The sequence below is a fragment of the Nocardioides plantarum genome (genome assembly GCF_006346395.1).
GTDB lineage: Bacteria > Actinomycetota > Actinomycetes > Propionibacteriales > Nocardioidaceae > Nocardioides > Nocardioides plantarum.
Genome location: NZ_VDMS01000002.1, coordinates 528,391 through 550,107 on the forward strand (window position 1 = coordinate 528,391; position 21,717 = coordinate 550,107).

Sequence of the window (21,717 nt, forward strand, 5' to 3'; positions counted from 1 at the left end):
CGGCGGGGTGGACCTCGGTGTCTCGTCTCGCTGCCCGATTCGTCGGGAAGCCTCGCGGGCCGGTATTTCACGGTCGACCGCGTCATGTTGCGAACAGGAAACTAGTTCCGGCCCTGCATTACGGGCGCGTTACGAGATCGGGGGTCGCTGAAGATCCTTCGGCGAGGCGCCGAGGTGGCCGGACGGCGTACGAGAGGTGTCAGCCGAGCAACGCGTCGACGAACGCGCCGGCGTCGAACGGCGCCAGGTCGTCGGGGCCCTCGCCCAGGCCGACCAGCTTGACCGGGACGCCGAGCTCACGCTGCACGGCCACGACGATCCCGCCCTTGGCGGAGCCGTCGAGCTTGGTCAGCACGATGCCGGTGACGTCGACGACCTCGCTGAAGACGCGGGCCTGGATCAGGCCGTTCTGGCCGGTGGTCGCATCGAGCACGAGGAGGACCTCGGTGACCGGGGCCTGCTTCTCGATCACGCGCTTGACCTTGCCGAGCTCGTCCATCAGGCCCTGCTTGTTCTGCAGGCGGCCGGCGGTGTCGACGATGACGGTGTCGATGCTGGTCTCGACGCCGTGCTTGACGGCCTCGAAGGCCACGCTCGCGGGGTCGGTGCCCTCGGGGCCACGGATCACCTCGACGCCGACGCGCTCGCCCCAGGTGGCGAGCTGCTCGACGGCGGCGGCACGGAAGGTGTCGGCCGCGCCGAGCGTCACGGAGTGGTCCTCGGCGACCAGGATGCGGGCGATCTTGCCGACGGTGGTGGTCTTGCCGGCACCGTTGACGCCCACGACGAGCACGACGCCGGGCTTGCCGTCGGCGCCGGTGACCTGCAGGCGACGGTCCATCGTCGGGTCGACGAGCTTGATCAGCTCGTCGCGCAGCACGGCGCGCGGGTCGCCGGCCTCGGCGCCGTCGACGCGCAGGCGGGTGCGCAGGTTGTCGACGACCTGCTGGGTGGGGGCGACGCCGATGTCGGCGGTGAGGAGGAGGTCCTCGATGGACTCCCAGGTGTCCTCGTCGAGGCGGTCACGGCTCAGCAGGGCGAGCAGCCCGCGGCCGAACCCGCCCTGGGCGCCGGCCAGCCGCTCGCGCAGCCGGACCAGGCGCGAGCGGGTGCTCTCGGGTTTGTCGCGGACCGGCGCCTCGACGGGCGGCTCGACCAGGGGCGGCTCGACCAGCGGCGGCTCGAGGAGGTCCGGGTCGCCGGGCCGCGCGTCGGGCGGGGCGAGCACGTCGGTGCCGCCACGCGGGGGCACCGAGGGCGGCGTACGACGACCGCGCGAGGTGACCAGGCCGACGACCGCAGCGACGAAGAGCACGGCGATGCCGATGACGAGGTAGAGCCAATCCATGTCGCTATCCAACCAGTCGGACCCGAGGGTCAGCGGCGCGAGGGCTCCGCCTCGTGGAGCGACCCGTCGAGCGCCCCGTCGAGCGCCCCGTCGAGCGGCTGCTCGAGCTGGTCGCCCCGGTCGAGGTCGCCGTCCTCGACGACCGGGACGGCCCCGGCCGCCCGCTCGAGCGCGTCGCCGAGCCAGGGCGCACCGGGCACGGGGGCGCCGCGGTGCGGGTAGGCGGCGTACGCCAGCGCCAGCACGGCGACGACGACGATCACGGACATGAAGATCAGGACAGCAGGCACGAGAACGGGCACTCCTCCGAGTCGGGTACGACGAGCACCCACCGTGTCACACCAGTCCCACCAGCCCCACACCGCCGCTGACCCGTCGCCCATGGGCGACGGGTCAGCGTGAGATCCGCGTCGACCCGTCGCCCGTGGGCGACGGGTCAGCGTAGGAGGGGGAGGACGGCGGCGCGGACGAGGTCGGGGAGCGGGGTGACCGTGCGCGCTCCCCCGCCGTGGCCGCCACCGCCACCGCTGTCGCTGTCCCCGTCGCCGTGGCGAGCGACGTCCGTGGCCTCGGTGTAGACGTGGACGAACCGGCCTTCTGCGCTCGCCTCGTCGCCGGGACCCTGGAAGAGGCCGACGCGGTAGATCACCGAGGAGGTGCCGACCTTGTCGACGACCAGGCCCATCTCGACGTCGCCGGGGTAGCCGATCTCGGCGAAGTAGCGGCACGACACCTCCGCCACCACGCCGACGGCCGGCAGCCGCCGGATGTCGGTGCCGGTGGCCTCGGCGAGGTGGGCGTTGACCGCGGTGTCGATGAGGTCGAAGTAGCGGGCGTTGTTCATGTGGCCGTAGACGTCGTCGTCGGACCAGCGCGTGGTGGCCGTGCGCCAGGCGACGTAGTCGGCCCGGACCGGTCGGGGCGCGCTCATCGGACCGGCTCGGTCTCGCGCAGCCGCTGGCTGATGACCGTGGAGACGCCGTCGCCGCGCATCGTGACGCCGTAGAGGGCGTCACCGACCTCCATGGTGCGCTTCTGGTGGGTGATCACGAGCAGCTGCGAGCTCTCGCGCAGCTCCTCGTAGATCTGCAGGAGCCGCCCCAGGTTGGTGTCGTCGAGCGCCGCCTCGACCTCGTCGAGGATGTAGAACGGCGAGGGCCGTGCCTTGAACAGCGCGACGAGGAACGCCACTGCCACCAGGGACCGCTCGCCGCCGGAGAGCAGCGAGAGCCGCTTGACCTTCTTGCCCGGCGGGCGCGCCTCGACCTCGATGCCGGTGGTGAGCATGTTGTCGGGGTCGGTGAGCACGAGCCGCCCCTCGCCGCCGGGGAAGAGCCGGGAGAAGGTGGCGTCGAAGGCCCTCTCGACGTCGGCGTAGGCCTCGGTGAAGACCTGCTCGACGCGGGAGTCGACCTCCTTGACTATGTCGAGGAGGTCCTTGCGGGTCGACTTGAGGTCCTCGAGCTGCTCGGTGAGGAACTTGTGCCGCTCCTCCATCGCCGAGAACTCCTCGAGCGCCAGCGGGTTGACCTTGCCGAGGTCGCGGAGCTCGCGCTCGGCGACCCGCAGCCGCTTCTGCTGGACCTCGCGGTCGTACGGCGTCGGCTCGGGGACCTCGCCCCCCTCGGGCACCCCGGCCAGCGTGGAGGCCGGGGGCGGCACGAGCTGGTCGGGGCCGAACTCGGCCACCAGCGCCTCGACGTCGAGGCCGAGCTCGTCGAGCACCCGCTCCTCCAGCTGCTCGATGCGCATCCGTTGCTGGGCCCGCGCCATCTCGTCGCGGTGGACGGAGTTGACCAGCTCGTCGTGCTGGGTGGCGAGGTCGCGCAGCACGGCGCGCACGTCGAGCAGCGACCGCTCGCGACCGCTGCGGGCCTGCTCGACCTCCTGGCGGGCCTGCGTGGCCTCGTGGATGGCGACCTCGAGCCGCGCCAGGGCGTATGACGCCGCGACGGCGACCGCCTCGGCGACGACGCCCTCGCGCAGCAGTCGCTCGCGTCGCTCGGCGGCCTTGGCGCGGGCGTCGCGCTCCTGGCGTGCCTGGCGCAGCAGCCCGTCGACGCGCCCGTGGATGGCCCGGGCCCGCTCCTCGGCGGTGCGCAGCGCGAGCCGCGCGTCCATCTCGCCCTGGCGGGCGGCCTTCGCGGCCTCGGCCAGACGCTCGCGGTCGCCGGTGTCGGGCTCGGCGCCGGCGTCGAGGCCGTCGGCCCCGGCCTGCTCGGCGGCCTCGAGCCGCGCCTCGAGCTCGGCCAGCCCGGCGAGGTCCTGGTCGCGCGCGGCCTCGGCCTTCTCGATCGCCTGGGTCAGCCGCTGCGCCTCGCCCTTGGCCGAGCGGGCCTGGGAGCCGTACTGACCGAGCTCCTCGGCGACGGCTGCGAGCGTGGCGTCGGACTCGTGGAGCCGGGCGAGGGCGACGTCGACGCGCTTGCGGGCGTCGAGCCGCTCGGCCTCGAGACGGCTCAGGTCGAACCCGAGCCGCTCCCCCGCGGCGGTGGCGGCGAGCAGCGCCTCGGCGGCCTCGTCGACCGCGCCCTGGATCTCGATCAAGCTCTGCTGCGCGTGGGAGCCGCCGGCCGCCGCATGGGCGCTGAGCAGGTCGCCGTCGCGGGTGACCGCGACGACGTCGGGGCGGTCGGCGACGAGGCCGGCGGCAGCGTCGAGGTCGTCGACGACCGCGGTGCGCTCGAGGAGCCGGAAGAGGGAGGGACGCAGCCGGTCGGGGCACTCGAGCAGGTCGACGGCGTACGTCGCGTGGTCGGGCAGGGCCGGCCAGCCGGACCGGTCGGGCTCGGGGGTGCCGGGGGCCGCGGCGAGCAGCAGGCCCGCACGCCCCAGGTCGCCGTGCTTGAGGTGGGCGAGCGCGGCAACGGCCGCGGCGGCGTCGGCGACGGCGATCGCGTCGGCGGCCGAGCCGAGCGCGGCGGCGACGGCAGCCTCGTAGCCCGAGCGCACGCCGAGCAGGGCCGCGACCGAGCCCATCAGACCGGCCACGGCGCCGTCGTCGGAGGCGGCCAGCAGGGCGCCGGCGCCGTCCTTGCGGGCCAGCCCCATCTCGAGGGCGTCCTTGCGGGCGGCCAGCGTGGACCGGTCGCGGTCGGCCTGCAGCGCCTCGGCGCGGGTCGTGGCCAGCTGCTCCTCGAGGTCGTCGAGCAGCGCGACGGCCGCCTCGTGCTCGGCGTCGAGGCCCTCCTCGCCGGCGTCGAGGCCGGCGACCCGGGTCTCGAGGGCGGTGAAGTCACGCTGGGCGCGCTCGGCGCGGGCCACGGCCTCCTCGCGGGCCAGGCCGAGCCGGCCGAGCTCGTCGGCGGCGGCGGTGGAGCGGGACCGCAGGGCGTTGACCTGGCCGTGCAGCCGGGCCAGGCCCTCGCGCCGGTCGGCGGCGGCCCGCTGGAGGGCCGCGATGCGCCGGTCCTCCTCGGCGGCCGCGTCCTCGGCGGCCCGACGCGCCTTGACGGCGTCCTCCATCGCGGTGCGTCCGGCCTCGACCTCGGCGGCGATCTTGGCCTCCTGCACGCGGATTCGCTCGGCCTCGGCCTCGATGGCGTCGGGGTCCTTGCCGCGGTCGGCGGTGGACTCGCTGACCCCCGCGGCGTTGCGGATGCGCTCGGCGGCGAGGCCCTGGGTGCCACGCAGGCGCTCGCGCAGACCGCTGAGCGCGTACTGCGTCTCCTGGGCTCGGCTGAGCGCCGGGAGGTCCTCGCGCAGGGCCGCCTCGATCTCGCTCTCCTGCTGACGGGCCGTGGCCAGCTGCTGCTCGACCTCGGCCCGGCGCTCGACGAGGATCGTCTCGTCGGCCATCTCCTGCTCGAGCGCGGTGCGGGCGGTGACCAGGTCGTCGGCGACCAGACGGGCCCGCGCGTCGCGGGCGTCGGCCTGCACCCCGGCGGCGCGCCGGGCGACCTCGGCCTGGCGACCCAGCGGCTTGAGCTGGCGGCGCAGCTCGTGGAGCAGGTCGCTGAGGCGGGTGAGGTTGCCGTCGGTGGCGTCGAGCTTGCGGAGCGCCTTCTCCTTGCGCTTGCGGTGCTTGAGGACCCCGGCGGCCTCCTCGATGAACCCGCGGCGGTCCTCGGGGGTCGCGTGCAGGATCGTGTCGAGCTGGCCCTGGCCGACGATCACGTGCATCTCGCGGCCGATGCCCGAGTCGCTGAGCAGCTCCTGGACGTCGAGCAGCCGGCAGCTGGTGCCGTTGATGGCGTACTCGGACCCGCCGCTGCGGAACATCGTGCGCGAGATGGTGACCTCGGCGTACTCGATGGGCAGCGCGCCGTCGGAGTTGTCGATGGTGAGCACGACCTCGGCCCGGCCCAGCGGCGGGCGACCGGAGGTGCCGGCGAAGATGACGTCGTCCATCTTGCCGCCGCGCAGGCTCTTGGCGCTGGCCTCGCCCATCACCCAGGCGAGCGCGTCGACGACGTTGGACTTGCCGGAGCCGTTGGGGCCCACGATGCAGGTGATGCCCGGCTCCAGCTGGAGCGTGGTCGCCGACGCGAAGGACTTGAACCCCTTGAGGGTCAGGCTCTTGAGGTACAACGCGAGGCTCCGTCACCGGTGAGGGGCTGTGTCTGGTGGCACTGACGCGGGGGAAGCTCAGCAGCCTCACCCTACCGGTGGGCGACCCCGGATCCGCGGAGCACCGCGGGGGCGCCAGGCCTCACCGGAACGCTCCGGACACCGGCCACGGACAAGTTTCACCCCTCTGGGCCCCACCGGTTGTGCCGAAACGCTCCGCGCGTCCCCGATTTGGCGTAAGTCATACCCAGGGTCCGGGCCGAACGGCGCGCGACCGTGGGCGGAGGGCCTTCTCGTGAACAGCCACATCTCGGCGCGGCGTCGTCGCACCTTCATCTCGGTGGTCACCAGCACGCTGGTGATCGTGGGGGGTCCGACCGCGACCGCGGCGACGGCGGCGACCGCCCCGTCCGCGCTCTCCGCGGCCGACGACGCGTCCGCGCTGCGGGTCGGCGTGCTGGCCCTGACCGGGTCGATCTCGGCCATCGGCCAGACGCCGGAGCTGGCGACCCCGCTGCCGTTCACCACGTCGTCGCTGGCCGACGTGCTCGACCTCGACCAGAGCCTGACCAAGAACGTCGCGGACGCGCTGGAGCAGGCCGACCTCGAGACCGCGCTGAACACGATCGAGGGCATCACCGTCCTCGAGGACTCCGACGACGCGACGATCGCCTTCACCTACGACCGCACCGTCACCCCCACCCTCCCGCTCGTGCACGACGACGGCGACCTCCGCTTCGGGGCCAACGACGGTGCCGGGCAGGCGCGGGTCTCGTTGACCACGCACGACGACGCCCCCTTCGTGGTCTCGGTCGACCCGACCCAGACCGACCCGCTGCTGCGGGTCGCCCTGGTCAGCCAGCCCGTGCTCGACCTGTCGGTCGACATCGACACGACCTCCTTGGCCCCGTTCACCGCCCGCCAGGGCTTCACCGAGGTGTCCGTCACCGGGGGCCACTACCGGGCCCACCGCGACCAGGTCATCACGATGCGCGACCCCGACGGCCGGTCCCTGCTGACCCTCGAGGACCTGCGCTACTCCACCCTCACCGACCTGTTCCGGATCACCACCAGCGACAACGACGTCGACATCGCCTTCGACGTGGCCCTGCCCACCTCGCTGAAGGGCGGCAGCGACGACGAGCGCTCCGGCACCCTCGCGCTGACCGACTCCGGCCAGCCGGGGGCCGACGTGTGGCCCACCGCGAAGGACGCCGACGACAGCGACTACGGCACCCGGCTGCGCCAGGCGACCGACCTGTCGATGGCCGACGGGATCACCTCACTGGCGCAGTACACCGGGTCCGTCCTCGCCCTGCAGGACGCCGCCGACGTCCCGTTCCCCAACCTCGGGGGCGGCACCTCCGACCTCTTCTCCCCCGGCGACGACCTGCTGGCCCTCCTCTCGACCGCGGCCGCGGCCCAGATCGTCTGCGGTCCGTCACCCGACAGCCCGCCGACCGGCGTGGCCGCGCCCGGCGACACCGTCTACTGCCAGGCCATCACCGGCGCGGGCCTCGGTGACGTCACCGACGTCACCTGGACCCTGCGCGACCCCGAGGACGGCACCCTGACCGACTCTCCCGCCGACGCCGTCGGCGAGTCGCCGACCGGCCTGGTCAAGATCACCGACTCCGACGGCGAGCCCGACCTCGAGGTCTCCTTCACCGCCGGTGGGGAGCCCCTGACGGCCCGCTCCATGCCGCACACCGTGCAGGACGTCGTACGACGGATCTCGGGGCTCGAGGACTCGACGGCCGAGGCGACGCTGGTCGACGGCCGCCTCAACGTGGCGGTCGACATCGCCCAGGCCGAGAAGACCGTGCCCCTGACGCTCGGCAACCCCGGCACGCTCGGCGCGCTGGTCGGCCTCACCGGGCTGGGCTCGTCCACCACCGCCAAGGCTCCGGCGAAGGCCACCGGCGCCTCCTTCGACGTCGGGTTCGGCATCGAGACCGACGACCCGGAGGCGGGTCAGCAGCGGCAGACCTACCTGGTGCCGAAGGACGAGTCGCTGATCGAGATCGACGGCCTCTCCGCTCAGGCGCCCACCACCCTCACCGGCCTCGACGCGCGCATCGGCTTCCTCCAGGTCGAGGCCGACCTGACCGGACTCGACCTCGGCAAGACCGCAGGCACCGGCCCGGCCGTGTCGCTCGAGCGGACCACGGGTGGCACGACCCCCCTCGCGATCTCGACCCTCTTCACCGACCAGGGGGCGCTCGACCCCAGCCAGCTCCGGCTCTCGTCCGCCGTCACGGCCTCGATCGCGTTCGAGGCCACGGAGGTCCCGCTCTCGGGCTCGACGTACGCCACCGGCACGCCCGGCGGCGCCCGCGGCTCCGCGAGCGTCACCTGGGGACCGACCGGCCTGCCCTCGGTGACCACCGACGCCGGCTACGAGCCGCTGCGGGTCTTCGACCCGGTGCCGGCGCGCTTCCTCTCCGGCACCGCCTCGGTGACACCCGGCACCGGCACCGCTCCCAACACCACGCCCGACACCGCGACGCTCACCATCACCTCGCTCCCGCCTGGGGAGACCCTCTACTCGGCCCTCAACGTCGCCGAGCCCTCCGCCTCCGACGACCCGACCAAGGACACCGAGGTCGCCCGCCGCCTGGTCGCCGACGGCGTCGGCTGCCAGAACGTCGTCATCGTCAGCGACCGGGTCCTGACCTGCGACGGCCTGGCCCCCAACGGCACCTCGGCGCTGGTCGACGGCCAGCGCGTCGAGGCGATCGTGCTCGGCGACCCGTTCGCCCTGCGCGACTCGGTGATCGACGGCCTCGCCACGACCCTGTCCGAGCTCGAGAAGCTCGGCGCCGACAACGTGGCCGACGGTCTCGCCGCCGACCAGTACACCTCGTCGCTCCCGCTGGTCGACCTCACCCCGGCCCAGCTCGCCGTCGAGCGCGACGCGCTCCAGCAGGGCCTCAAGGGCCTAGCCGACACCGCCACCGCCGACGAGAAGGACAAGGCCGTCCGCGGCGTGCCGCACGTCTCGAGCGCCCAGGAGATGGCCGCCGCCGTCGGCAGCCTGGTCAAGGTCAGCGGGACCGACGCGGGCTACCGGCCCACGCTCGCCTTCACCCTCGGCACCGACGCCGTCGGCGTCGCGCTCTCCGCGCGGGCCCCGCAGTCGCAGACCCTCGCCGCACCGCTCCGCCTCGACGACGTCGGTACGGCGTCCCGCCCGGGTCGCGGGCAGGTGACGAGCACCGGCGTGCAGAGCGTGGGCGTCACCTCCACGACCACGCTCGCCATCGACGTCGACCGGGCCACGGCCCGGCCCGCGGTCGCCGACGCGACCGGCACCACGTCCGAGGCGACCCTCGGCGTCACGGGCTCGCCGCTCGCGGGGAGCCTCCAGGCCGGCGTCAGCAAGCTGACGGTCCAGCCCACCGGCAGCTCGGCCGCCCTCGGCGTCCGCGTGGTCACCGACTACGTCCCGAGCGCCAGCGGCGGCAGGCTCGAGACCCGGCGTACCAACCGCCGGGCGCCCGACGCCGCCGCGCAGGCCTCGCTCACCGTCGGCACCGACGACGTGATCACCTACACCGCCGCGGCGACCGACTCCTCCGGCGGCACCGGTGCGGTGCAGCCCGCCCGCGACCCCCTGCAGGTCCAGTACCTCGCCGAGGGCCTCGACGGACTCTCCGTGGCCCTCGCCTCCGCGATGGACGGCGCCGCGCCGCGCAACCTCGACGCCGAGGGCGCACCGGTCTCGGCGCCGCTCATCGGCACCGACCTCGACGCCGGCGCCGGGGTGCCCGCGATCCTCACCACGCTCACCTCGAGCCTGCGCGACCAGCTCGCGGGCGTCACCGCCACCACGGACGCCGCGCTCAAGACGCAGCTCGTCACCGCCGTCAAGGCCGGCATCGGCGCGACTCCGGGGCTCGGCACCCCCGGCGCGGTCACCGCCGACGTGAAGTGCGGCGGCACCGCAGGCGCGTGCAGCACCTGCCCGGCCACCGGCACCTGCACCGTCAACGGCCCCACGGGCTGGGACACCGTGACCGTCTCCACGACGCTCACCGGCGTCTCCAAGACGACCAAGCGCGCCTTCGACACCGGCCTGGCCGGCCTGGAGGTGCGTTCCGACGAGGAGAAGGTCGACACGACCACGACCTGGACCCTCCCGGTGACCCTGCAGCTGCAGCGCGGCGTCGGCCCGCAGGTCCTGGTCACCCCCGGCACCGGGCTCGACGTCACCGTCGACGCCAAGCTGCCCGTCGCCGGCATCAACGCCATCGTGGGCTACCTGCCCGCCACGTTGAAGCCCGCGGGCGGCGACCAAGCCAACGGCCGGGTCCAGACCACGATCAACGTCGCTCCACCGGTCGAGGACGGCGTCACCCCGGAGCCGCAGGCCTACAGCCTCTTCGACCTCTACGACGGCGGGCTGGTCGCCAAGCCCAGCTTCACCGGCCCGGCCCAGGACGGTCTCAAGCTCGAGTTCAAGACGCTCGCCCAGGACAAGGGCGTCTTCGGCCTCCAGGGCCGCATCGACGTCCCGTGGAAGCCGACGACCAAGTTCTACAAGGACGTCACCTACAACCAGGTCGCCCTCGACGTCGGCGACGTGATCGACGCGGTCGCCACCCCGTTCGCGGTGATCGACCCCTACCTCGCGCCGGTCCGCGACGTCGTCGACGTGCTGCGCAGCCCGATCCCGGTGATCTCCGACCTGTCCGAGCTCGCCGGCGGCGACGAGGTGTCGCTGCTGAGCCTGCTCGAGACCCTGTCGGCGGCGACCAAGAAGCCCCAGCTCGAGCTCGCGCACCGTGTGATCACGCTGGTCGGTGGGGTCACCGACATCCTCCACGGCGTCGCTGCGCTCAAGGGCGAGGACGGCTACGTCCCCCTCGAGCAGCTGTCGACGGCCGGCGAGGCGCTCAGCCTCGACCCCAGCGACGTGACGCTCCGCGAGAAGTGCACCCAGTCGGTCACCACCACCACGACCAAGCCCCCGACCACCCCCGGCACCCCGCCGGTCCGCAACGTCGTCAAGAAGGCTCCCGAGCCCTGCCCCGACGACGAGGCCCTGGCCGCCGCCGACAAGCCCGCCCAGGGCGCGCCCGGACAGACGACCGCGGAGAACCGCGCCGGCAAGCGCAACACCAAGCAGCGCGTCGCCCAGCGGACGCAGACCGTCACCGGCCAGCTGCCCGGCTTCTCGCTGCCGTTCCTCGCCGACCCCGACCAGCTGATGGACGTGCTCACCGGCGAGGGCGAGGCTTCCTACTTCCGTCTCGACCTCGGGACCCTCAAGGCCCAGGTGGCCTACCACCAGTCGTTCGGCCCGATCATGGCCGGACCGATCCCGATCAAGCCCTTCGTCGGAGGCTCGATCTCCGTCGAGGGCCGACTCGCCATGGGCTTCGACTCCTACCCGCAGACGCTGGCCGCCAGGTCCGTCGCCCCGGGCGACGTCAGCGGTCTCCTCGACGCCTACGACAACACCTCGAAGTTCGACGGCTCCAGCGTCATCCGCGAGGGCTTCTACCTCGACGACCTCGACGGCGACGGGGTGGACGTGCCCGAGGTCAAGATCGTCACCACGCTCGAGGCCGGTGCCGGCATCAGCATCGGGATCGTGACCGCCGGCCTCAAGGGCAGCGTCACCCTGTCGATCAACCTCGACCTCAACGACCCCGACGACGACGGGCGCATCCGGACCGCCGAGATCCGCACGCTCTTCAACGGCAACGCGTCGTGCATCTTCGACGCGAGCGCCGAGATCGAGGCCTCGATCTCGATCTACGTCGAGATCGAGCTGCTCTTCACCTCGCTCGAGTACGAGTACGAGCTCCTCGCGCTCGGCCCGTACGAGCTCTTCTCCTACGGCTGCCCCGACCTCGTCCCGACCCTGGTGGAGCGCGCGGGCAACACCCTGGTGCTGACCTCGGGCGACAAGAGCGCCGATCGACTACCGGGGGACAACAACAACGACGACCTGCCCGACGAGTTCGAGGTGCGTCAGTTCGACAAGGGAGACGGCCGCACGTCGTACGAGATCAGCGGCTTCGGCCGCGTCCAGGTCGTCGAGACCAAGCCCACCAGCGGCGGCAAGTACGAGGTCACGGTCTACAAGTCCGGCATCTCGATGTCGTCGACCGACGTGCAGACCACCTACGAGACCACCGGGCCGCCGACGTTCGAGGCCGACGGCGGCACCGGCAAGGACAAGATCTCCTTCCTCGGCGGCGAGGAGTTCAGCACCAGCACCGCCGGTGACGTCGAGCTCGTCTCGACCCCGTTCTCGACCCGGGTCACCCGCCTCGACGGCGGCGACGAGGCCGACACCCTGGTCACCGGTGACGGCGACGACTCCGGCATCGACGGCGGTGACGGCGACGACAGCATCGAGACCGGCCTCGGCGACGACTCCGCCACCGGCGGCGCGGGCAACGACGTGGTCGGCGGCGGCGCGGGTCGCGACGACCTGCGCGGCGGCACCGGCAACGACCGCATCGAGGGCGGTCCGGGCGCCGACCGCGGCGACGGCGAGGACGGCAACGACAGCCTCGTCGGCGGCCCGGGTCGCGACGTGCGCGCCGTCCTGGTGCGCAAGACCCCCGCTCCCGACGACGAGACCGCCGACGACATCGTCGACGAGCAGGTGCGCCTCGGCTTCGACAGCGGCGACGTGCTGGTCGGTGGTCCGGGCCTCGACTCGGTCGACGGCGGCGACGGCTCCGACGTGGTCGCCGGTGGCAAGGCCGACTCGCTCACCGACGCCTCCATGGGATCGCTCTTCACCGACGGCGACCGCACGGTGAAGGTCCTGACCCAGGGCGACACCAACCCCCACGACGAGGTCGTCCACCCCCTCACCGCGGTCGTCCCGAGCGACAGCGCGCTCGACACCCTGTGCGCCTCGGGCGAGCCGGAGTCGAGCTCGGCCACGAGCGACTACGTCACGGGTGGCGCGGAGAAGGACATCGTGGTCGGCAGCGACGGCGTCGACACCCTCGACGGCGGCAGCGGACCCGACGAGATCTGCGGCAAGGCCGGCGACGACGACCTCTCCGGCGACGCCGCGGGCGCGACCGGTGGCGTCGGTGACGACCCGGGCGCCGCTGACCGCGACATCATCCGCGGCGGCACCGGCAACGACCGCGCCACCGGCGGTCCCGGCAACGACGTCCTGTACGGCGACCAGGTGACCCTGGTCCGCAACGGCGCGCGGGTGCTCGACGGGACGCTCGGCACGGACTCCTCCGGCAACGGCAAGGACTACCTCGACGGCGGCGAGGGCGACGACGTCGTCGCCGGCGGCCTGGGGTCCGACCTGCTGGTCGGCGACGTCGGTGACGACGCGGTCTACGGCGAGGGTCGCGACACCGCGGCGGTCACGGGCGCCGATGCGCCCCCGCTCTCCGAGCGCCTGCTCGCCTGCAACCCGGTCACTCGGGTGGTCCGTGGTCTGCTCGACCTCGACGGCGACCTGTACGGCGGCGGCGGAAGTGCCGGGCTGACCCCCGACACCGGCGTGCTCGCCGGCCTGCCCGTCGTCGACGGCCGGCTCGTCCAGCCCGGCGGCACCACCGACTTCCAGGGCATCCTCGACGGCGAGGTCGTGGTCGTCGGCGGACGCATCGACCTCGACCGGGACGGCGACGCCGTCGGCGACGGCGGCGACACCGGCGTCATCGAGCTGCCCTCGATGCTCGCCACCGGCGACAACACCGACGGTGACTGCATCCTGGCCGGCGCGGGCGACGACCTGCTCCGCGGCGGGTCCGACTCCGACTACCTCGGCGGCGGCGACGGCATCGACCTCGCCGAGGGCGGCGACGGCAACGACCTGCTGCTCGGCGACGACGGCACCGACGTCCTGCTGGGCGGGGCCCACTCCGACGTGATCGTCGGCGGCACCGGCGACGACCACCTCGTCGGCGGCGCGGGCGACGACCGGCTGCGCGGCAACGAGGGCGCCGACGACCTCATCGGCGGCAGCGCGACCGCGGGGTCGAGCGACGGCCAGGACGTGCTGCTGGGCGGTCGCTCCGAGGACGTCCTGGTGGCCGAGAACGGTGTGGTGGTCTCTCCCGCGATCGTCGACGCGGTCGCCACCGCGTCGTGGCGCGACTCGACCACCCTCACCCCCGCGGCCGTCGAGGCGGGGGCGGACTCCCCGCTCCGCTTCGACGACAGCGCCCTGCGCTGCGGTGCGGACCCGGCGACCCGCTACCTGACCCTGCTCCCCGGCGACGGCGAGGCCGGCACGCCCGTGGCCTCGCCCGGCACCGAGCTCGCCTACGACGAGCTCTACGGCGGTGGCTCGTGCGACTTCGTCTTCGGCTCGACCGGTGACGACCTGGTGCGTGGCGGCCCCGACGACGACGTCGTCGAGGGTGGCTCCGGCTCCGACCTCGCCGACGGCGACGACGGCGACGACGTGGTGATCGGTGGCTCGTCGTACGACCCGACCACGACGACCCGCTACACGACCGTCCGCGGTGGTGCTGGCGTGCCCGACGGCGACGACACCATCAAGGGCGACGGTGGCCCCGACGGCGTGGACGGCTACGACCTGGTGGCCGGCGACAACGCCCTGGCGACGCGCGTCCCGGACACCGGCCGCGCCGGACCCGACTACGTGCTGACCCTGCGCGACGTGGCCACCACCACCTCGGTCCCGGCCCCGGGCACCGGTGGCGACGACACCGTCAGCGGCGGTGGCCTCACCGACCGGCTCTTCGGTCAGGGCGGTCGCGACCGCCTCGACGGTGGCGCCGAGTCCGACTACCTCGAGGGCAACGACGGCGCCGACACCATCACCGGTGGTGACGGCGGGGACGACGTCCTCGGCGGCTCGTCGACGGCCGACGGCGCACCGCTCGGTGACACCGGGACGCGTCTCTTCGAGACTCTGTCCGGTCCCTTCGACGCCTCGGCGGCCGGGCTCCTCGACGGCGGTCACGACACGATCGACGCCGGTGACGGCGACGACGTGGTGCTCGGCGACAACGGCCGCATCACCCGCCCGCTGCCGGCGTACCGCAACGCGGCGCGGGCCGACGAGGCCGGCACGCTCGGTGTCTCCGACGGCGACCGGATCGACGGCGGCTCTGGCAGCGACCGGCTGCTCGGCCAGGGCGGCGACGACACCATCGACGCCGGCGCCGACGACGACCACGTCGAGGGCAACGAGGGTGGCGACCGGCTCATCGGCGGCACCGGACCCGACGTCGTGATCGGCGGATCCTCCCTCGACCCCGACGGCCGCCAGACCCTCGCGAGCGCCCTGACCCGGGCCCGCACCCAGCTCGACGGCGACGACGTCATCGACGGCGACGCCGCGACCGCCGGCCCCGTGTCGTCCGACCTCCTGGTCGGCGACAACGCGACCGTGGTGTCCGACGGCGGCCTGCTCGCCGTCCAGCTCGCCGACGTCGCGACCACCACGGACACGCCCGCCGCCGGCACCAGCGGCGACGACACCATCCGCGGCGGACTGCCCTCGGGCTCCGGCGCGGGCGCACCCGACCGGGTCTTCGGCCAGGGCGGCGACGACACCGTCTCGACCGGTCCGGCCGACGACTACCTCGAGGGCAACAGCGGTGCCGACACGATCGTGGGCGGCGACGGTGACGACGACGTCCTCGGCGGCTCCTCGGCGCTCGACGGTCGGCCGCTCGGCACCGACGGGACCCGGCTGCGCGGAGCGGGCGACGTCGACGACGACCCCGCCGCCGCGCTGCGCGACGGAGCCGACCGCATCGACGCCGGCTCCGGGGACGACGTGGCCCTGGGTGACAACGGTCTGCTGACCCGACCCGCGGGCACCCCACGACGTGCCGACGGCACCCGCCTGCGCACCGTCCACCTGTACGACGTCGTCACGGCCACGCAGGGCGTCGAGTCCGGTGTGGGCGGCGGCGACACGATCACCTCCGGCGACGGACGCGACCTGCTGTTCGGCCAGGCCGGCGACGACGCCGTCTCGGCGGGCGACGACGACGACTACCTCGAGGGCAACGTCGGCGACGACGTCCTCGAGGGCGACGCCGGCGAGGACGACGTCCTGGGCGGTGGCTCGGTCGACGACGGTGCCGTCATCACGACCGACACCGACCGGCTGCTCACGCCGGTGCCCGGCGCGATCGACCGGACCGCCTCCGGGCTCGTCGACGGCAACGACGTCCTCGCTGGCGGCGACGCCAGCGACGTCCTGCTCGGCGACAACGGCCGGATCGTCCGCGACGGTGCCGGCACGACCCTCGCGGGCGGCGGCTCCGGCGTGCACACCGTGCGCAAGGTCGCGATGGCCGACGAGAAGCCGGGCGTCTGGGCCGGCAGCGACCGGCTCGCCGGCGGTGCGGGCGACGACGAGCTCTACGGACAGTTCGACAACACCCGTACCCAGCGGCCGATGCAGACCTACCTCGGCCAGCGCGTGCAGGGCGACGTCCTCGACGGCGGCACCGGCGACGACGCGATCCTCGGCGACCAGGGCATCGACGTACCCACCCCGGCCGCCGTGCTGGGTGCCGTCGACCGCCAGGTCGGCGACAGCGGTGGCTTCTTCCGCGAGACCGTGCGGCCGCGGGGCACGCTGGTCCGGGTCGTCACCCTGAGCCAGGCGACGGTGGGCGGCGACGACCTCGCGCTCGGCGGCGACGGGTTCGACTCCATCCACACCGGAGCGGGCCTCGACGTGACCAATGCGGGTGGCGGCGACGACGTCGTCTTCGCCGGCGACGGTGCCGACGCCCTGTGGGGCGGGGCCGGTCACGACCGTCTGTTCGGTGGCGCCGGCAGCGACGTGCTCGACACCAAGCGCCGCACCCGCGACGCCCGGCTGTGGCAGCTCGCCGCCCCCAAGGAAGACACCGACCGACTCCGGCGCACCGGCAACGGTCGCGACCTCCTCTACGGCGGATCCGGTCCGGACGCGCTGCAGGCCGACCAGGGCGACGCCGGCTCCACGCGTCGTGTGCAGGGTGATCGACTCGTCGACTGGGAGGGCTCGATCAACTACCTCAAGGTCTGCCAGTCCGGCTTCGGCCTCGGCCGGACCTCCAACCGGGCGAGCTCGTCCCTGACGGCGGCCCTGCGTCAGCTGGCCGCGGCCACCGGCTCGGTCGGCTCGGCCGAGCTCGCGATCCCCGGCAGCGAGCGACTCACCACCTACCCGGACCGAGGGAGCTTCGTCTGCGAGACCGGCTGATCACCGCGTCGGCCTCGTCGAGGCGGACCCCTCATTCCTCGTACACCCCTGGAAGGACCTCATGAAGCTCCACGGCACCACGCGCGGCCTGACCCTCGCCCTCACCGCCACCCTGGCGGTCTCCACCGTCCCGTTGCTGACGTCGTCGGCCTCGGCCGCTCCCGGGCGGCTGTCGCTGGTCGGGACGTCCGACGACGGATCCGCCTTCGACCTCGACGAGTACGACGCCGACGACGTCACCGTCCAGCTGACCGACTCCACGGCGGGCCCGGTCGACGCCGACGACGCCCAGGACCTGCTCTACCACTGGTCGGTCCGGCCCTTCGACACGACGGCGCGCACGCTGCGCCTGCCGACGACCGGTGAGGACGTCCAGGCGACCGACGTCGCCGGCGAGTTCGTCGTACCCCTGCCGACGGGGCAGCCGTCCGGCACCTACTACCTCGTCGGCTCGCTCGGCCCCGACTCCGCCGGCACCGGCGCGATCGCGGCTCGTCGGCTGCTCACGCTCAAGGTCGGTCAGGCCTCGATCGACCTGGCCGACGAGAGCCCGCTGCGCCTCGACGCCGGGTCCAGCGCCCCCGTCGCCGGCACCCTGGCCCTCGAGGACGGCACCGGCCTGCCGGGTCGGCTCGTCGACCTCGCCCTCACCCGCGGCACCGCCGGCACCGACCCCGCCGCCGACGCCGGCTTCGTCCCGGTCCCCGCCGGCCCCGTGACGGACACGACCCAGGTCACCACCGACACCGCCGGCGTCTTCACCACCGAGCTGAGCGACCCGGCCGAGGACGGCCAGGGCACCGAGCTCGGCGGCTCGATCCAGGCCGACACCGCGGCCACGCCCGACATCGGCGACGCCGACGCCTCGGCCTCGCTCGACGTCGACGTCGTGAGCCTGCAGCCGCCGACCGACACCGCGCTGGTCGTCGGCACCCTCGCCGACAGCCGGCCCGGACGGTCCGTCGCCAGCCAGGCCCGGGCCACCGCCCCGGACGACACCTTCGACCGCAACCCGCTCCTGGAGGGTGTCCAGGGCGACCTCGACACCGATCGCGACCCGATCGAGGGGCAGGTCTACACGCTCTCGGTCGACCACGGCTTCTTCACCACGGGTGACGAGGAGGTCCCCTCCGTCGTCGGCGCAGCCGCCGGCAACCTGGTCGACCTTGGCGAGACCGTCACCGGGCTCACCGACGCCGACGGACGGGTCGACTTCGCCGTGGGCATCGAGCGCGACACCGACTTCGACGACGACGGCGCGGCCACGGCGACCGTCACCGCCACCGCCGGTGACCTGACCGCCACCGGGTCCGCCGCGTGGAGCACCGCCGACCCGCTCAACGGGCAGGTCGACATCGCCCTGTCCCCCAGGGCCGAGCAGGACGCGGCCGTCGACCCCACCCTGGCCGGCAACCGCACCTACTACGAGGTCTTCACCCGCGACCAGTTCGGCAACCCGGTCGACGGCGAGTCCGTCGACCTCACCTACGCCGGCGACCTCGACGACTTCGACTACAGCGACGACTCGGTCGTCTCCGACCTCGACACCTCCGGCGACGTCTGGGTGGTCTCCTTCGAGGCCGGCGCCATCGACGTGACCGGCAGCTGGAACACCCCCGCCTACACCTACGACGACACCACCGGTGGCGCGTCGACCAAGGCCAGCAGCGACGTGAAGGGCACCACGACGTCCTCGTTCTACGAGCTGGACTTCGCCCGGTCGACGTTCTCGATCCGCTCCACGCCGACCGACGTGATCGAGGTCGGCAACACCGTCACCCAGACGGTGCGGGCGATCGACCAGGAGGGCAACCCCATCGCCGGCTACCGCGTCCAGTTCTTCCGCTACGGCCCGCAGGGCACCGGCGGCGGACCGGCCTCCCGCACCACCAACTCCCGTGGCGAGGCGTCGTACACGTTCATCGGCACCAAGCTCGGCAACGCCCGCATCAGCGCCACGGTCAGCGACGGGGTGCGCAGCCGGACCCTGACCAACACCGTCGTCTTCGGTGCCGCGGTGCGCGCGGTGCTGACCGCCGCCACCGGCAGCGGGTCCTCCTACGACGTGGTCGCCCTCAAGGCGCCGTCCGCCGCCTCCGGTGCACGCGTCACGCTCTACCGCGTGGTGCGGGGCGAGCGCCGGGCCGTCACCGTCCGCACGCTCGACACCTCCGGCCGGGCGTCGTTCAAGGTCAAGGACCCCAACGCCCGCGGGACCGCGACCTACGTCGCCTCGGTGCGCTCGACGCCGCGCTCGGTGGCCGACCTGAGCAACACCGTGTCGACGAAGTGACCGCGTCCCGCTCGTCCTGACACCCGGCACCCGGCAGCCCCGACAGCCCCGACCGACCCGGTCGGGGCTGTCGGCGTCCGCGGGTCATCCGTCGAGCAGGCCCAGCCCGGCGAACGCGTCGGCGAGCGCGCCGTCGACCGCGATCACGACCGTGCCGTCCTCCTCGACGCGGGTGACCTGCTCGATCGGGCCGCCCGAGGCCGGTCGGAAGTAGACGTGCGGCGACAGCGCCCCGGGCTGGCCCTCGTACTCCCCCGTGCCGATCTCGGCCAGCAGCCGCATCGCGGCCACCACCCCGACGCCGCCGAGGGGGTGCAGGGCCAGCAGGTGCCGGTTGGGCACGGCCAGCAGGACTCCGTGGGGTCCGGCCTCGATGCCGAGCCCGGCCATCACCTCGTCGAGCACCAGGACCCGCGAGGGACCGAAGAAGTCGTCGCTGACCAGCAGGTGCAGGTCGGCGTCGTGCCGCTCGGGGTCCGCGGTGATCGTCTGGCGGTGCATCGGCTCGAGCGAGCGCAGGTTGACGATGCCCTGCGCCCGGATCGCCGCCCAGCCGCCCAGCCGCTCGACGGCGAGGTCGTCGAGCAGCTCGGCGACGTGGGTCGGGTAGTCGACCGCGGCGAGCTCGACGATCCCCGGAAGCGGGTTCTCGGCGTACGACGGCCGCTCGGGCAGGTCGGCCTCCCACCTCAGCCGGGGATAGACCTGGGAGCGCACCTCGTCGAGCGACTGGGGCTCGGGGACCTCCTGGGATGCGAGCATGCCCCCGACGTGGGCGGCCACCAGCCCGGTCCAGGCCGACCGCGGCTCCCTTGCCACCTGGGCGGCGAGGTTGCTGAGCCCGTAGGTCTGCCCGTCCATCGCCCTCAGCTGTCCGGACCCGTCGCTGGTCACCTCGACGCCACGCTGCGCGAACGCCTCACGGGTCATCCGGTCCAGCGCGGTCGCGTCGTCGCGGGAGAGGATCGGGAGCGCCGGGTCCGGGTCGGCCGGGCGGTCGGGGCGGGCGGGGCGGTCGGCGTCGCGCTTTCGGCGACCGAAGAGAGCCATGCGCCCAGCCTGGCACGGGACGTGCGGGCCGCCGTCGACCCTGCGCCGCGTCGTCGTGCCGCGCGGTCCCACGTCGTCACACGCCGAGCGGTGCGTCCGCCTCGTCGGCGTGAGCGATGTGGGAAAGCTGACGCCAGATCAGCACCACGAAGACCGCCGATCCGACGAACGCGAACCAGAACGGGGCAGCGACCCCGTAGTGCTGGGCCAGCACGCCACCGAGGCCGGACCCGATCACCAGCCCGCCGAACACGCCGACCAGGTAGACCGAGCCGACCCGCCCCTGCAACGCCGACGGCACGGCGCGCTGGCGCACGGTGATCGAGGTCGTGCCCCAGATGAACGCGTGTGCACCGAAGACGAAGAAGATCGGCAGCGCGACGTAGGGGGACGTCGTGAGGGCGAGCCCGAGGTGGGTGAGTGTCTCGACGACCAGGCCGACCCGCATCAGGTCGCCGAGGCTGACGTGGCGGGTGATCCAGCCGTAGGACAGCGTGCCCGCGAGACCGCCGGCGGCACCGACCGTGGTGACCAGGCCGAAGCCGATCGTGCCGAGGTCGAGACGCTGCGTGGCGTAGAGCACCAGCACCGACCAGGCGGCGCCGAAGGTGATGTTGAAGATGAAGATGGTCAGCACCAGGGTCCGTACGGCGGCGTGGTGCCAGACCCACCGGAAGCCCTCGGCGATGTCGTGGCTGATCTTCGACACCGACTCGGCCTCACGCTCGGCGGCCGGCAGCACTACCCGCGAGACGAGCACCGCGCCCAGCAGCACGAGCACCGCCTGCACGCCGAACGGCCACGCCATCCCGACCGAGAAGAGCACCGCGCCGATCGGCGGTCCGGCGAGCTGGTTGAGGGTGATCAGCCCGACCTGAAGTCGTGAGTTGGCGATCGCCAGGTCGTCGCGGTGCACCAGCATCGGCAGCAGCGCGCTCGAGGCGTTGTCGGCGAACATCTCGGCGGTGCCGAGGGCGAACAGCGCAGCTAGCACCACCGCGATCGACACCGACCCGGTCACCACGAACGTCGTCAGCACGGTCAGGACGACGACCCGCACCAGGTCGACGCAGACGACGATGAGGCGGCGGTCGACCCGGTCGGTGAGGACCCCGGCGTACAGGCCGAACAGCAGCGGGGGCGCCCACACGGCGAGCGCGGCCAGGGCCACGAGGAACGGCTCGTCGGTCTGGGAGGCGACGAGCAGCGGGCCGGCGGCGAGGGCGATGCCGTCGCCGACGTTGGAGGTCCAGGACGAGGCGAGCAGCCAGCGGTACGACGTACCGAGGCGCCGGGGCACGACGGCCTCGACGAGGCCGCTCACGGGAGCAGGAT

General features: G+C 73.5%; 8 protein-coding genes. 2 read left to right on the forward strand and 6 right to left on the reverse strand.

Annotation, left to right across the window (positions count from 1 at the left end):
- Positions 1 to 199 precede the first annotated feature (199 nt).
- From ftsY to smc, 4 genes are all read right to left on the reverse strand, one after another.
- On the reverse strand, positions 200 to 1,348 hold the full coding sequence (gene ftsY, locus FJQ56_RS14515; RefSeq protein ID WP_140010261.1) for a signal recognition particle-docking protein FtsY: 1,149 nt from the start codon (positions 1,346 to 1,348) through the stop codon (positions 200 to 202).
- A gap of 29 nt (positions 1,349 to 1,377) precedes the next feature.
- The gene (locus tag FJQ56_RS14520; protein ID WP_140010262.1) at positions 1,378 to 1,638 is read right to left on the reverse strand and encodes a hypothetical protein; all 261 of its coding nucleotides are present in this window, start codon (positions 1,636 to 1,638) and stop codon (positions 1,378 to 1,380) included.
- 146 nt (positions 1,639 to 1,784) lie between these two features.
- On the reverse strand, positions 1,785 to 2,279 hold the full coding sequence (locus FJQ56_RS14525) for an acyl-CoA thioesterase (RefSeq protein ID WP_140010263.1): 495 nt from the start codon (positions 2,277 to 2,279) through the stop codon (positions 1,785 to 1,787).
- Entirely contained in the window at positions 2,276 to 5,878 is a 3,603-nt protein-coding gene (gene smc / locus FJQ56_RS14530) for a chromosome segregation protein SMC (protein ID WP_140010264.1), read from the reverse strand. The genes FJQ56_RS14525 and smc overlap by 4 nt, the downstream gene beginning before the upstream one ends.
- 274 nt (positions 5,879 to 6,152) lie before the next feature.
- Here smc and FJQ56_RS14535 point away from each other — a divergent pair, with 274 nt between their 5' ends.
- Complete coding sequence (locus FJQ56_RS14535; protein WP_140010265.1) at positions 6,153 to 17,039, forward strand: beta strand repeat-containing protein; 10,887 nt, start codon at positions 6,153 to 6,155, stop codon at positions 17,037 to 17,039.
- A gap of 61 nt (positions 17,040 to 17,100) precedes the next feature.
- The gene (locus tag FJQ56_RS14540) at positions 17,101 to 19,332 is read left to right on the forward strand and encodes an Ig-like domain-containing protein (protein ID WP_140010266.1); all 2,232 of its coding nucleotides are present in this window, start codon (positions 17,101 to 17,103) and stop codon (positions 19,330 to 19,332) included.
- A gap of 84 nt (positions 19,333 to 19,416) precedes the next feature.
- Here FJQ56_RS14540 and FJQ56_RS14545 read toward each other — a convergent pair whose 3' ends face one another.
- Both FJQ56_RS14545 and FJQ56_RS14550 read right to left on the reverse strand, forming a co-directional pair.
- A complete protein-coding gene (locus FJQ56_RS14545; RefSeq protein ID WP_140010267.1) occupies positions 19,417 to 20,382 on the reverse strand; it encodes a hypothetical protein in 966 nt (321 codons plus the stop codon).
- Between the two features lie 76 nt (positions 20,383 to 20,458).
- Entirely contained in the window at positions 20,459 to 21,706 is a 1,248-nt protein-coding gene (locus tag FJQ56_RS14550; protein ID WP_140010268.1) for an MFS transporter, read from the reverse strand.
- Positions 21,707 to 21,717: the final 11 nt, after the last annotated feature.

Excerpts from the sequence above, each read along its gene's own strand:
- ftsY (WP_140010261.1), bottom strand. The coding sequence starts at position 1,348 with ATGGATTGGCTCTACCTCGTCATCGGCATCGCCGTGCTCTTCGTCGCT.
- FJQ56_RS14525 (WP_140010263.1), bottom strand. The coding sequence starts at position 2,279 with ATGAGCGCGCCCCGACCGGTCCGGGCCGACTACGTCGCCTGGCGCACG.
- FJQ56_RS14540 (WP_140010266.1), top strand. The coding sequence starts at position 17,101 with ATGAAGCTCCACGGCACCACGCGCGGCCTGACCCTCGCCCTCACCGCC.
- FJQ56_RS14545 (WP_140010267.1), bottom strand. The coding sequence starts at position 20,382 with ATGGCTCTCTTCGGTCGCCGAAAGCGCGACGCCGACCGCCCCGCCCGC.